We start from the raw sequence: 12,800 nt of genomic DNA on the forward strand, positions 1-12,800 counted from the left end.
CACCGCCGCGGGCTCGCGGGCCCGGGGGAAGTCAGCCCTCCCACGCTACGGCGGTGCGCGGGGCCGCCGTACGGGCCGGAGGTAGGGCCGTGTGCCTGCCGAACGGCCGTGCCGGGACGCCGAAAGTCCATCGGCCCGGCCGGGGCCCGCTCACGGCGGGGGCGCGGCCTGGCCCGCCGGGACCGCGAGCGACTGGGGGCCGCAGCGCAGGGGCCAGCCCTGGTCGGAAACGTTCCCCGTGCGCACGCTGGTTTCGTGGACCTTGACGGTCACCCGGTCCGGCGGGGCGTCGCTGAGGGTCTTGGTGTGGGCCAGGGTGCAGACGATCTGGCTGAGTGCGGTGGTGTCGAGTTCACCGGTGGCCACCGCCACGGGGAGGTACACGTCGACGGTGCCGGTGCCGGCCACCGCGACCGGGGGCTTGGGCAGCGGGGGCACGTGGTTCGCCAGGCCCCGGGCCCTCTCGTTCTCGGTCGGTCCTTCGAGCAGCAGGTCGAGGGCCCGCTGCGGGGTGGCCGTGCCGGTGGCGGGGCGGGAGGCCTGCCGGATGCCGTGCGGGCTGGCGAAGTACAGCCGTACGGCGTCGGCCTCGTTCCGCGCGGTGACGCCGGTCGCGGGGCCGCCCGAGGGCACCGGCCCGGTGGGGGTGATGCCGCAGCCGGTGAGGAGCGCCGCCAGGGCCGCCGCGAGCGCGGCGGCCGGCACGGGTGACGGCCTTCCGGGGCGCGTACGGGTCATGCGGGGTCCTGGGAGAGCGGCAGCGTCAGGGTGAACAGGGCGCCGGAACCCGGGGCGTTGGCGGCGGTGAGCGTGCCGCCGTGCAGCCGGGTGTTCTCGGCGGCGATGGCCAGTCCCAGGCCGCTGCCCTCGGAGCGCGACCGGGCCGAGTCGGCCTTGTAGAAGCGGTCGAACACGTGCGGCAGCGCCTCGGGCGCGATGCCCGGGCCGGTGTCCTCGACGGTGAGGACGGCCTGCGCGCACCCGGGCCGGACGCGGCCCCGTACGGTGACGGGCGGGCGGCCGTGGTGCAGGGCGTTGCCGATCAGGTTGGAGAGCACCACGTCGATGCGGCGGGTGTCGATCCGTACCGGCAGCGCCTCGGGGAGCTCGGTGACGATCCGCGGGTCGTCCGTCCAGCCGCGCAGCCGCAGGGTGGTGGCGAGGGCGGTGCGCAGGTCGGTGTGCTCGGCCAGGAGCTCGGCCCGGCCGGCGTCGAAGCGGGCCACCTCCATCAGGTCCTCCACGGTCCGGGCCAGTCTCCGCGTCTCCCCCGCGACCAGCCGTACGGCGTCGGCGGTGTCCGGCGGGAGGGTGCCGGAATCGGCGTCCTCGTCCAGGACCTCCGTGACGGCGGTCATCGCGGCGAGCGGGGTGCGCAGCTCGTGGGCGACGTCGGCGGCGAAGCGGCGGGCGTTCTCCTCCATCCGGCGCAGTTCGGCCTCGTTGCCCTGGAGCTTGCCGGCCATCGTGTTGAAGGTGGCGGTGAGCTGGGCGAGTTCGTCGTGGCCGGTGACGCCGAGACGGGTGTCCAGGCGTCCGGCCGCGACCTGCTGCGCGCCGTGGCGCAGGCGCCGGACCGGGTGCAGGACCCGCCGGGAGGCGAGCAGCGCGGGTACGAGCGCCAGGGCGAGGGCGGGCACGATGCCGACCTGGGCCGCGGTGACCAGGGCCGCGATGTCGGCGGCCTGCTCGGTCAGCGGGAAGACGGCGTACACCCGCAGGTCCGTGAGCTGTTCGTCGTGGCCGGAGCCGTCGGCGCTCCCGGAGGCGTTCCCGGAATCGCTCCGGGTGGCGGCGAGCGGGACGCCGACCGCGAGCCAGGGGTGCCCGGCGTGCTCGAAGCGCTGGTACGCCGAATCCCGTCCGTCCCGCACGGTGGCCGCCAGCGCGCGGGGCACCGGCGGTGCCTCGGTCGCGCCCTTGGCGGCCACGCCCGTCACGGGCGGCGCGTCCCCGTACACGGCGGTGGTGGTCCAGCCCCGCGAGCCGCCCGCCAGGTCCAGCTGGAGGACGAGGGTGCGCAGGTCCTCGGCGGTGGGCGGCATCCGCAGATCGGGAGCCAGGGAGCCGAGCTGGGCGCGCAGGTCCCGCAGGGCCGTGCTCTGGGTCCGGTCCAAGGTGGCCTCGCGGGCCTGGCGGAAGGTGAGCGCGGCGGTCAGCAGGGAGCCGAAGGCGGTGGCGAGCAGAAAGGCGACGACCAGCCGGGTGCGGAGCCCTCCGGCGACCCGGAGCCGGCGGGGGCCGGAGGCGGCCGTACGGCTCACAGGGGACCGAACCGGTATCCGAAGCCCCGTACCGTCTGGACGTACACCGGCCGGCGGGGGTCGTCCTCGATCCGGCCGCGCAGCCGCATCACGCAGGCGTCGACCAGGCGCACGTCGCCGTGGAAGGTGTACTCCCATACGCGTTCCAGCAGGTCCTGACGGGTGTAGACCTGGCCCGGGTGGTCGGTGAGGAACAGCAGGAGCTTCAGCTCCGCGGGAGCGAGGGGGAGTTCGGTGCCGTTCTTGAGGACCATCAGCGATCTGCGGTCGATGGTCAGGGCTCCGTGCGACTCGGGTCCCTCGGCGCCGGCCGTCCCGCTGCGCCCGGGCCCGGCTGCTCCGGGGCCGGAGGGGTCGGCGGGGGCGACCCGGCGCATGACGGCACGGATCCGGGCGTCGAGGAGTTCCGCGCTCGCCGGTTTGACCAGGTAGTCGTCCGCGCCCGCCTCCAGGCCGATGATCATGTCGAGTTCCTCGCCGCGGGCCGAGAGGATGACGATCGGCAGGCGCGATACCTCGCGGATCCGGCGGCAGACCTCGAGCCCGCTGATGCCGGGCAGCATCAGGTCGAGCAGCACCAGGTCGGGGCGGTACAGGTTCAGGGCCGCCAGACCGCGCTCCCCGCTCGCGGCCGCCTCGGTCTCGTGGCCGCGCCGGCGCAGGGCCAGGATCATCGCCTTGCGGACCGCGGGGTCGTCCTCGATGAGCAGAACGCGTGCCATTGGTTCCTTCTGGGCGATGTAGGGGGGTTCGTTCGATTATCTAACCATGCGGGGAGGTGCACGCCGGCCCCGTGTTCCCTGCCGGACCCCACGGGATGACAGCTCCTTTCGCGGCCTGTGACGGGACGATGACGGGCCCGGGTTCCGGCCTGAACGACTGCTTGCATTCCGGACATGAACGACGACACCTCCACCCCCGCCACCCCTTCTCCTGCCCGGCGCGCGCCGCGCGCCGTACTCTCCGCGGTCGCCGCGGTCGGCGCCGCCGTGCTCGGCGTGACCCTGCTCACGGGCTGCGGGACGCAGCAGTCCGGGCCTTCCGACAGCGCGAACTCCGCGTCCGTGACCGACGGCCCGTCCGCCGCGGGCTCGGGATGGGCCAAGCCGTCCCAGGTCCTGTGGATGGGCGACTCCGTCGCGAAGGGCGAGGCGCCCCCGCTGACCGCCGCGCTCAAGGCCGCGGGCGTCGCGGTGACCTCGATGGCCTCCGACGGCGGGGGCGGCGTGAGCGGCCCCGCGCCCCTGACCGAGTCCACCTGGAAGGAACTGGACAAGCAGCTGGAGGCGGTCAGGCCGCAGCTGGTCGCGTACCAGATCACCACCTACGACTGGGGGACCGAGAGCGAGCAGAAGGAGGCCTACGAGAAGCTGGTCACCACCGTCAAGGCGGCCGGTGCGCGGCTCGTCCTCGTCACGGCTCCGCCCTTCGACGTCGACAGCGACTTCTACGCCAAGAGCAAGGACCAGATCGCCACGGCCCCCAAGGCCGCCCGTGCCGCCGCCGAAGCGCACCCCGGTGACGCGGTCTTCCTCGACGCCGCCGACCTGTGGGGCAGCGATTTCAAGGACGAGCGTGCCTACCGCGCCTCCGACAAGATCCATTCCTGCCAGCAGGGCACCGCCCGCTTCGCCCAGTGGTTCACGACCGAACTCGGCAAGCTCACCGGCTTCAGCCCTGCCGACGCGAAGGGCTGGACCGGCGGGGAATGGACGAAGTCCGATGAGTACGCGAAGCTGAACTGCTCCTGACATGCCCGCCCCTGTATCCCCCGTCTCCCCCGGCCCCGTACCGGGTACCCGGCGCCACCGGCTCCCGCCGGGCGGGCCCGGGCAGGCATCCGGCCGGCGTCCGCACCTGGCCCCTCTGGACGGGCTGCGCGGACTGGCCGTTCTCGGTGTCCTGCTCTTCCACGCGGGCGACTTCCCCGGCGGGTTCCTGGGCGTCGACCTGTTCTTCGTCCTGTCCGGATACCTCATCACCGGGCTCCTGCTGCGCGAGGCGGGCGAGCGGGGCGGGATCGACCTGGTCGCGTTCTGGGGCCGGCGGGCCCGGCGGCTGCTGCCCGCGCTGGCGGCGGCGGTCGCGGGCGCGCTGCTGCTGACCCGTTTCGCCGGGAGCGGTGCCATGGCCCGGTTCGCGCACCAGGACGCCCCGTGGGTGCTGGCCAACCTCGCCAACTGGCACTTCATCGCCGAACAGGTCGGCTACTGGCACGCCGTCCCGACCCGCACGCTCACGCACCTGTGGAGCATCGCCGTCGAGGAGCAGTTCTACCTGCTCTGGCCTCCGCTCGTACTGCTGCTGATGTGGCTGGGCTCCCGCCCCCGCCGGGGCGGGGGCCGCCCGCCGGCCGGGGGGCGGCTGGTGGCCGTCACCGCGCTCCTGGGGGCCGTGGCGTCGGCCGCGCTGATGGCGCTGCTGGCCGACCCGGTCGACACGACCCGCGTGTACGAGGGCACCGACACCCGCGCCTTCGCGCTGCTGCTCGGCGCGCTGGCCGCCACGCCGCCCGTGCAGGGCTGCCTCGCCCGGCTGCCCCGGCGCACGGCCGGGCGGCTGATGCCGGTCCCGGCGGCCGTGCTCGCCCTGGTGTGGGCGACGGCTTCCGGGACCGGTCAGCCGTGGCTGTTCCAGGGCGGCCTGCTGCTGCACTCGGCCGCCGCCGCGGCCCTGATCGCGCTGGTGGCACACGCCCCGACGGCTCCGCTGGGGCGGGTCCTCGGCCTGCGTCCGCTGACGGTGCTCGGCGGTCTGTCGTACGGGCTCTACCTGTGGCACTGGCCGCTGTTCCTCGTCCTCGACCACGCCGGGCCCGCACTGGACGGCTGGGCGCGCACCTGCTGGCTGACGGCGGTCTCCCTGGCGGCGGCCGTGCTGTCGAAGACCCTGCTGGAGGACCCGGTGCGGTACCGCGCCCGCTGGGCACACGGCCGCAGCGGTGCGCTCGCGCTGGCCCTGACCGTGATCGCCCTCGCCGCGCTGTGGTGGTCGCTCACCCCGGTCCACCCGGACCCGGGCTCCGTGGTCGACCTCGACCGGCTGACCGGCTGAGATGCCGGCGCCCCCTGTCATCCTTCGTCGCAAAGTGTGATCCGAAAGGGGGACGGACAGCCCCTCGTCCGCTTGTTAGCTTCCTTCGGTGACCCTCTCTCCGGCGGCCCCCGCACGCGGTCGCCAGCTGCTGGCAGCGGAGCGCGTCAGCCACTTCTTCGTGGCCCCGCGCGGATCCGTCGTGCAGGCACTGGAGGACGTGTCACTGGCCGTCGGCGAGGGCGAGTTCGTCTGCGTCGTCGGACCCTCCGGATGCGGGAAGTCCACGCTGCTGAGGATTCTCGGCGGCCTGGCCGAACCGTCCTCCGGGCGGGTGGTCCGCGGGGACGGCGGCGCGGCGGGCGGCCGTCCCCGCCCGCCCGCCGCCGCCTTCGTCTTCCAGGACTTCGGAGTCCTCCCCTGGCTGACGGTCCGGGCCAACGCGGCCTTCGGGCTGCGGATGGCCGGGCTGCGCCGACGGGCCGCCGAACAGACCGCCGCCCACTGGCTCGCACGCACCGGACTCACCGAATGCGCCGACCGCTACCCCGACCAGCTCTCCGGCGGGATGCGGCAACGGCTCGCGATCGCCCGGGCCTTCGCCACGGGCAGCGCGGTCCTGCTGATGGACGAGCCGCTCGGGGCGCTCGACCCGCTGACCCGGCGCCTGATGCAGGAACACCTGCTGGAGCTGTGGCAGTCGGAGCGCAAGACGGTCGTCCTGGTCACCCACTCCATCGACGAGGCGCTGCTGCTCGGCGACCGGGTCCTGGTGATGTCGCCGCGCCCCGGCACCCTGATCGACTCCTTCGACGTCCCCTTCCCCCGTCCCCGCGAACCCGGAGTGCAGGACACCGCCGAGTTCACGCGCCTGCGGGCCCGGGTCTGGGAGTGCCTGCGCCCGGCGGGGGCGGACACCGGCCCGGCCCGGGACACCACCGGGGGCGGGACGCGGTGATTCCGCTGCGAGGCGCCCTGTTCACGCCCGCCGAACGCGCTGCCTGCGCCGACGGGGAAGACGCGGGCCGCACCCCGGTGGCCGGGCCTGGCCCCCGGCGCGATCCGGCCCACGCCGCCGCCGAGGCCGCCGCCGCACGGGGACGCCGCGACGCGGTCCGTGCGGCGGCGCTCGGGGTGGCGGTGCCCGCCGTACTCCTCCTCGCGTGGGAGGTCGCCGCCCGCGCCGGCGCGGTGGACGCGCTGCTGTTCCCGCCGCCGACCCGGATCGCCGCCTGTCTGGCGGAGCTCGCCGGCAGCGGGGAGCTCGGCACGCACCTGCGCGCCACGCTCGGCCGCCTGCTGCCCGGGTTCGCGGCCGGGGCCGGAGCGGGACTGCTGGCGGGGCTGGCCATGGGGGCTTCGCGCCATGTCCGGGCCGCCCTCGGCCCGCTGTTCGCCGCGCTGTACTCCGTACCGAAGATCGCCACGCTCCCGCTGCTGCTGCTGGTCTTCGGGCTGACCGAGACCCCCAAGGTGCTCAGCGTCGCCATCACCGTGTTCTTCGTACTCCAGATCAACACCCTGGCCGGGGTGCGCCAGATCGATCCGCGCACCCTGGAGGCCGCGCGTGCCTACGGGGCGACGGGGCCGCGGCTGCTGCGCTACGTCCTGCTGCCCGGCGCCGCCCCCTCGATCGCCACGGGTCTGCGGGCCGCCGCCGGGCTGAGCGTGGTCGTGGTGGTGGCCGTGGAGTTCGTCGCCTCCCAGTCGGGGCTGGGCTTCCTGATCTGGAACTCCTGGACCCTCTTCCAGCCGGAGCGGATGTACGCGGGCATCGTCGGCGTCGCCGTCCTCGGCACGGCCCTGACGGGGCTGATCGCCCTGGCCGAACGCTTCTCCATGCCCTGGCGGGCCACGCACCGGCAGCCGCCCGCGCCGGCCCGATAGCCCCGCGCTCCCACCTCCTGCCCGTACGTCTCATTTCCCGTGCTCAGCAGCCCCCGTGGCTGCCCCGTCCCGAACCGAAGGAACGTGCCGCGCATGCGCCGCTTCACCCTGCCCCTGCCCCTGCTCGCCGCCGTGGCGGCGGTGTCCGTCGTCGCGACGACGGCCTCCTGCCAGAACACGCGGGGGGCGGCCGGCCCAGGCTCCGGCCCGGTCCGCGTCAAGGTCGCCCACGTGCCGTCCACCCTCTTCGCCCCGCTGTACGTCGCCGATGCCAAGGGGTACTTCAAGGAGGAGGGGATCGAGGTCGAGCTGAGCCAGGTCAAGACCGGCCAGGACGCGGTCCCGCTCGCCGCCTCGGGGAAGGTGGACGCCGTCGCGGCCGGGTTCTCGGCCGGGCTGTTCAACGGCATGGCCAAGGGCCTGGACGTCAAGGTCGCCGCCTCCATGGGGGTGTCCACCGGCGCCACCCCCTCGCCCACCACGCTCGAAGTACGCGGAGCACTGGCCGAGTCGGGCGAGGTGACCCGGCCCGAGGACCTGCGCGGCCGCAAGGTCGCCGTGGCCGGCGGCGCGGGCGCGGCCGGCGGGTACCAGCTCGACGCGACCCTGCACCAGGCGGGCCTGTCGGTGAAGGACGTCACGGTCGTCAACGTCGCCTTCCCCGACATGAAGACGGCCCTCGCGAGCGGTGGTGCCGACGCCGCGATGGTGCCGGCGCCCTTCAGCACCGCCATGGAGCAGGACGGCACGGCGCGACAGCTCGCCGTTCCCCCGCGCGGTACGACGGCCAGCGGCCTGGTGTTCGGCGGCGCCTTCGACGGCAAGCCGGCCGCGCGCGCCTTCCTCACCGCCCTGCGCAAGGCCGCCGCCGATCTGCAGGGCGCGGGCGCCGGCAGCGAGGAACACCTGGACATCCTGGCCAAGGCCACCGGCCAGAAGGTGGACGTGCTGCGCGCGACCCCCGCGTACGGGTGGGACCCGGCCCTGGCTCCGGACCGCGACCAGCTCGCCGCGCAGCAGCGCACCTATCACGGCGCGGGACTGATGGAGGGCGATCCCCTGCCCGCCGACCGCCTGATCGCGGCCGCGTCCGGCGCCGGCGAGCAGGGCTGAAAGTCGTCGGCGGCGTGCCGGAGGGACAAACGGGTTGTCCGAATGCGTCACCGGAACTGGTCGTTCTCCGCGCGTCGGCTTGACCTCACGCTTCCTAGAGTCTGACGCGTAAGGCCACCCGGCGGCTGCCGGGCGGCACGCGGGTCGACGCACGGAGGATGCGTATGCGCCATGACCGGGGAAACTCCATCCTCTTCCGTACCAGGCTGCGCGGGGCCGCCACGCGCTCGGTCACCCTCGTGGCGGCGGCCGGCGTGCTGGCCGGCGCGGCCGCCGCTCCGGCTGCCGCCGCGGCCCCTGCGGGCTCCGGGGGCTCCGGGAGCTCCGCCGCCGCCGCGGGCTCCCGCACCGCCGCCCAGGAACGTGCTGTCGCAGCGGCCCGGAAGCTCGAACTCAAGGGTCTCATCAACGGGATCAACGACTGGTCGTGCACGCCCGGCGGCGGGCAGCAGCCGGTGGTTCTCGTCCACGGGACGTTCGGGTTCAAGAAGCCGACGCAGGCGGCGGACCGGTGGAGCGTCATGGGCAAGGCCCTGAAGGAAGAGGGCTACTGCCTCTTCGCCCTCGAGTACGGGACCGACTGGCTGGGAACCATGGGCGTCACGGACATCCGCGGCTCGGCCCGGCAGTTGTCCACGTTCGTCACCGGGGTCAAGGCCGCGACGGGCGCTGCCAAGGTGGATCTGGTCGGCTACAGCCAGGGCGGGCTGGTCGCACGGTCCTACCTGAAGGACGAGAAGGGCGCCGCCTCGGTCGACGACTTCATCGGGCTGGGCGCGCCGAACCGGGGGACGGACACCTGGCTCGCCTGGCTGGGCTCGTTCCTCTACACGGCGGTCAACCAGATGCTGCCGGACTCGTCGTTCCTGCAGAAGCTCAACCAGGGCGGCGACCTGGTTCCCGGGGTCAACTACACGATGCTCGCGGCGCCGGAGGACGAGGTCGTCTCGCCGTACACGAGCGCCCACCTCTCGGGCCCGGCCGCCCGGCTCACCAACGCGGACGTACCGGACCACACCAATCCGGAGGAGCCGCACACCGCCTTCTGCGCCAACCCGCTCGCCGTCGAGTGGGTCAAGGAAGCGCTGCGCTCGCCCGGCCCCGCCCACCCGGACTTCCGCCCCTCCGGATCCTGAGCGCGGAGCCGCTCCGCCCCCGAAGGGTGACGAGCCGCCGCCGAAAGGGTCCGACGGGCATGGCCGTCCGATGTCGTGTCGAGGTCTTTGGACGGCAGTTCCGGTGATCTGCCGGACGCAGCGTCATCAAGCCGTCCTCACAGGCTCCTTAAGTACGAACACTGTCCTGAAATTCCGAGAACCCGCTGCCAGAGGTCACCCATGCCTGAATTCCGGGCCGCTTCGTTCCAGCACGTCACCGTCGTGCCCGCCCGCTCCGGGGAACACCGCAAGGACCCCGACCAGAAGCCCCGCCGCCGCTGTACCGCGGCCCTCGCGCTCCTCCTCACCGCGACGGGAGCCGTCGCCTACGCGCTGATGCCGGATGCCGGCCCCGGCGGCCGGCGTTCGGACCGCACCCAGCTCGCGCTCGCCGACCTGGGCACGATCACCGCGGCCGATGCCGACACCTCCCCCGAGCACATAGGCGGTCCGTCCGGTCGGGGCGCCGGGAAGGGCGCCGCCGGGCAGTCCTCCGACCGGTCCGGCCCGCAGGGCCCCGCCGGTGAGCAGCAGCCCCGTGAATCGGCCGGCGGCGCGGAGCCCCTGGCCCAGGTCGTGGCACCGCCCCAGGCCCCGCCGTCCGTACCGGCGCCGCCCGCGGCCGCCCCCACGCCGGAGACCGGGGCTCCCGGCTCCAAGCCGTCGCAGCCGCTTCCGCCCGCGCCTCCGGCGCAGTCGCCCGCACCGCCGCAACAGCCGGAGGACCACGTCTCGCTCTCGGAGGGGGCCGTCGATCCCCGGGTCCGGGACCTGCACGTCAACCTGCGCGCGCTGGACCTGTTCCCCGGCGATCCGTCCGACGAGTTCTGCTCGGACACGAAGGAGGCCGTGCGGACCTTCCAGGAACGCGAGGGGCTGACCGCCGACCCGCCGGGCGTCTACGGCCCGCAGACGCACAAGGCGCTCAAGGCGAAGGTGGAGGGCAAGCCCGTACCGGGAGTGCCGGACCGCCCGGTCGCCGTACCGCCGGTCTCGGTCACACCGCTGCCGGCTCCGCCGCCGCCCGTCATCACACCGGCCGCGTCCCCGTCCCCCGTCGCCGCGCCGCCGTCGGCCCCGACCGCCGCGCCGGACACCGCACTCCAGCCCCTGCCCGCCCGCGCCGCCGGCTGAGCAGAGAAAGCACGGGTCTCCACCATGTCCCCCAGCCCGTACCGCCGCGCACGGCGGTTCCGCGGCGCAGCCGCAGCCGCGACGGTGATCCTCGCCGTCCAGGGCATCGCCGCTTCCGGCGCCTCGGCCGCCGAGAGTCCCGCGGTCGCGAAGGCCAAGGCACTGCAACTGCCCAACGTCACCTCCGACATCAACGACTGGTCCTGCCGGGCCACCGCGGGCGGCGAGCCGGTCGTCCTGGTGCACGGCACCTTCGGACTGACCGGCCACGCGGACCAGAACGCCGTGGACCGGTGGGGCCGGATGGCCGCTCCGCTCAAGAAGGACGGGCACTGCGTGTACGCCCTCCAGTACGGGGTGGGCTTCCAGGACACCCCGGGCGTGGACGACATCACCAAGTCCGCCGCCCAGCTGAAGACCTTCGTCGACGGGGTGAAGGCGGCCAGCGGTGCCTCGAAGGTCAAGCTGGTCAGCCACAGCCAGGGCGGTCTCGTCTCCCGCTACTACCTCAAGGACCTCGGTGGCAGCGCCTCCACCGGTGCGCTGGTCGGTCTCGGCACCCCGAACCGCGGTACCGAGACGTTCGCCGCCCAGGTCGGCGCGCTCGTCTACCCGGCCGTACGGCAGATGCTCCCCGACTCCGACTTCCTGAAGAAGCTGAACAGCGGGAGCGACGTCCAGTCCGGCGTCTCCTACACCATGATCGCCACGCCGGCCGACGACACGGTCATTCCGTACACCAGCGCGCACCTGCAGGGGCCCGCTTCGCAGCTCACCAACGTGACCCTGTCCGGCGCCACTCCCGCGACGCACGACAACCTTCTCAACGATGCGGACACCATCGCCTATGTGAGGGAGGCGGTGCGGTCGGCCGGGCCGCTCTCGCCGGATTTCCGTCCGGGGGGCGCCCCGGCTCCCGGTCCGACCGGCACCTCTTCTCCGGCACCGCCGGCATCGCCGTCGCCGTCGCCCTCGGTGCCGGTATCGCCCTCGGCCTCCGCCTCGCCCTCCGAAGGCGCGGGCGGCGGTCCCGTGGAGCAGCCGGGAGAAAGCATCGACGCACCCCTCGGCGGCCCCCTGATGATCACGGGGGTGGCCTCCGCGCTGCTGTTCGCAGGGGCCCTCGTCTTCCTGGGGATCCGCCGCCGGCGCGCCGACTGACCGGCCGGCTCCCGCCCGAGCACGCGGGCTCCCACCACAGACCACTTCTCAACGGGGAAACCGGGCCGGCCCGGCCATGCCGTGCAGGCCCGCAGCACCACACCATCCATCACCTCAGATCTGGAGAACCATGTCCAAGCGAAAGGGCCTGACCGTGAGCGCGGTCGCGCTGACGGGGGCCATCGGAATGGTCGGCCTCATCACGGCCGGCCCCGCCCAGGCCCTCGACATACCCAAGTTCGACTACTCCCAGGGCTGGGGCTACTTCAAGGACCGCGGCAACCTGCCGCAGGCCGACGGCTGGCTGGTCGCGGTCAAGGCGCCCATCGCCCCGATCGGCATCACGTACGGCGCCGCGCACTCGCCGGTGATCCCCGGCGAGCGGGAGACGGACGAGTACAAGCCCGACATCGACATCGGCATCGCCGGGGTCATCGACGTCAAGTCCCCGTACTTCAAGCTCGCCCACGACGACGCCAAGGGGACGGCCTCCTACCAGGGCACCGTCGGCCAGCTCGACCTCACGGTCCCCGCGGGTCTGGCGAACGTCCGGTTCACCGCGAGCGGCCTGGACTACAGCCTCAAGGCCGAGCCCGGCAAGAACATGCAGGCCAAGCACAACATCCTCAACGCCAAGCTCCAGCAGAAGAACGCCAGCGGCGAGTGGGAGACCAAGAACGAGCTGGGCGTCGGGTTCCCGGTCAACGTCGGCATCCCGAACGTGATCGAGGGCGTGTACGCCGAAGTGGTCTACACGGACAAGAAGGGCCGGCCGACGGCGAACAACGCGCCGTCGGAGAACGGGTACTTCAACGCCTTCCGCGCCTCGGCCCTCGGTGGCATCGCGGGTGAGATCACCTGCTGCCACGGTGCCGTGATCGCCGGCGAGAAGCCCACGGACATCCCCGTCCCGATGGCCGGCGGTGCGGCGGCGGCAGCCGCGGCCCTCGGTCTCGCCGGGGCGGCCTTCGCGATCCAGCGCAAGCGCCGCGCCTCCGGCGCCCAGGGCGGCACCACCACCGCCGCCCAGTAGGCCCACACCGCACGAGGC

At 73.9% G+C, this 12,800-nt stretch carries 12 protein-coding genes; 9 read left to right on the top strand and 3 right to left on the bottom strand.

Features of this window, described 5'->3' with window-relative positions; translation table 11 throughout:
- Window positions 1–150: 150 nt before the first annotated feature.
- Genes ACTVZO_RS43855 through ACTVZO_RS43865 form a run of 3 tightly spaced genes read right to left on the bottom strand, consistent with a single transcriptional unit; the run spans window position 151 to window position 2,986 of the window.
- A complete protein-coding gene (locus ACTVZO_RS43855) occupies window positions 151–738 on the bottom strand; it encodes a GerMN domain-containing protein (RefSeq protein WP_443304179.1) in 588 nt (195 codons plus the stop codon).
- Window positions 735–2,264: an ATP-binding protein gene (locus tag ACTVZO_RS43860; protein WP_443304180.1), complete on the bottom strand. Its 1,530-nt coding sequence runs from the start codon at window positions 2,262–2,264 to the stop codon at window positions 735–737. Before ACTVZO_RS43860 ends, ACTVZO_RS43855 begins: the two co-directional genes overlap by 4 nt.
- Complete coding sequence (locus ACTVZO_RS43865) at window positions 2,261–2,986, bottom strand: response regulator (RefSeq protein ID WP_443304181.1); 726 nt, start codon at window positions 2,984–2,986, stop codon at window positions 2,261–2,263. Before ACTVZO_RS43865 ends, ACTVZO_RS43860 begins: the two co-directional genes overlap by 4 nt.
- A gap of 174 nt (window positions 2,987–3,160) precedes the next feature.
- On the opposite strand from ACTVZO_RS43865, the gene ACTVZO_RS43870 reads away from it, so the two are divergent.
- The 9 genes from ACTVZO_RS43870 (at window position 3,161) to ACTVZO_RS43910 (ending at window position 12,782) form a co-directional block, all read left to right on the top strand.
- On the top strand, window positions 3,161–4,015 hold the full coding sequence (locus tag ACTVZO_RS43870; RefSeq protein ID WP_443304182.1) for an SGNH/GDSL hydrolase family protein: 855 nt from the start codon (window positions 3,161–3,163) through the stop codon (window positions 4,013–4,015).
- 1 nt (window position 4,016) lies between these two features.
- Window positions 4,017–5,318 carry an acyltransferase family protein gene (locus ACTVZO_RS43875; RefSeq protein ID WP_443304183.1) on the top strand — a complete coding sequence of 434 codons (1,302 nt, stop codon included), beginning with the start codon at window positions 4,017–4,019 and terminating at the stop codon, window positions 5,316–5,318.
- 88 nt (window positions 5,319–5,406) lie between these two features.
- On the top strand, window positions 5,407–6,255 hold the full coding sequence (locus tag ACTVZO_RS43880; RefSeq protein WP_443304184.1) for an ABC transporter ATP-binding protein: 849 nt from the start codon (window positions 5,407–5,409) through the stop codon (window positions 6,253–6,255).
- A complete protein-coding gene (locus ACTVZO_RS43885; protein WP_443304186.1) occupies window positions 6,252–7,184 on the top strand; it encodes an ABC transporter permease in 933 nt (310 codons plus the stop codon). The genes ACTVZO_RS43880 and ACTVZO_RS43885 overlap by 4 nt, the downstream gene beginning before the upstream one ends.
- Window positions 7,185–7,277: 93 nt before the next feature.
- Entirely contained in the window at window positions 7,278–8,297 is a 1,020-nt protein-coding gene (locus ACTVZO_RS43890) for an ABC transporter substrate-binding protein (RefSeq protein ID WP_443304187.1), read from the top strand.
- Window positions 8,298–8,461: 164 nt separating this feature from the next.
- Window positions 8,462–9,433: an esterase/lipase family protein gene (locus ACTVZO_RS43895; RefSeq protein WP_443304188.1), complete on the top strand. Its 972-nt coding sequence runs from the start codon at window positions 8,462–8,464 to the stop codon at window positions 9,431–9,433.
- Between the two features lie 201 nt (window positions 9,434–9,634).
- Window positions 9,635–10,588, top strand: a complete 954-nt coding sequence (locus ACTVZO_RS43900; protein WP_443304190.1) for a peptidoglycan-binding domain-containing protein — start codon at window positions 9,635–9,637, stop codon at window positions 10,586–10,588.
- A 24-nt stretch (window positions 10,589–10,612) separates the two neighbouring features.
- Window positions 10,613–11,749, top strand: a complete 1,137-nt coding sequence (locus tag ACTVZO_RS43905) for an esterase/lipase family protein (protein ID WP_443304191.1) — start codon at window positions 10,613–10,615, stop codon at window positions 11,747–11,749.
- Between the two features lie 130 nt (window positions 11,750–11,879).
- The gene (locus tag ACTVZO_RS43910; RefSeq protein ID WP_443304192.1) at window positions 11,880–12,782 is read left to right on the top strand and encodes a hypothetical protein; all 903 of its coding nucleotides are present in this window, start codon (window positions 11,880–11,882) and stop codon (window positions 12,780–12,782) included.
- Window positions 12,783–12,800: the final 18 nt, after the last annotated feature.

Origin of the sequence: Streptomyces sp. IBSNAI002 (assembly GCF_052244475.1) — a bacterium.
In the GTDB taxonomy this organism is placed as follows: Bacteria; Actinomycetota; Actinomycetes; order Streptomycetales; family Streptomycetaceae; genus Streptomyces.

Coding starts and splice junctions, on each gene's coding strand:
- ACTVZO_RS43855 (WP_443304179.1), bottom strand. CDS start 738: ATGACCCGTACGCGCCCCGGAAGGCCGTCACCCGTGCCGGCCGCCGCG.
- ACTVZO_RS43865 (WP_443304181.1), bottom strand. CDS start 2,986: ATGGCACGCGTTCTGCTCATCGAGGACGACCCCGCGGTCCGCAAGGCG.
- ACTVZO_RS43870 (WP_443304182.1), top strand. CDS start 3,161: ATGAACGACGACACCTCCACCCCCGCCACCCCTTCTCCTGCCCGGCGC.
- ACTVZO_RS43875 (WP_443304183.1), top strand. CDS start 4,017: ATGCCCGCCCCTGTATCCCCCGTCTCCCCCGGCCCCGTACCGGGTACC.
- ACTVZO_RS43890 (WP_443304187.1), top strand. CDS start 7,278: ATGCGCCGCTTCACCCTGCCCCTGCCCCTGCTCGCCGCCGTGGCGGCG.
- ACTVZO_RS43895 (WP_443304188.1), top strand. CDS start 8,462: ATGCGCCATGACCGGGGAAACTCCATCCTCTTCCGTACCAGGCTGCGC.
- ACTVZO_RS43900 (WP_443304190.1), top strand. CDS start 9,635: ATGCCTGAATTCCGGGCCGCTTCGTTCCAGCACGTCACCGTCGTGCCC.
- ACTVZO_RS43905 (WP_443304191.1), top strand. CDS start 10,613: ATGTCCCCCAGCCCGTACCGCCGCGCACGGCGGTTCCGCGGCGCAGCC.
- ACTVZO_RS43910 (WP_443304192.1), top strand. CDS start 11,880: ATGTCCAAGCGAAAGGGCCTGACCGTGAGCGCGGTCGCGCTGACGGGG.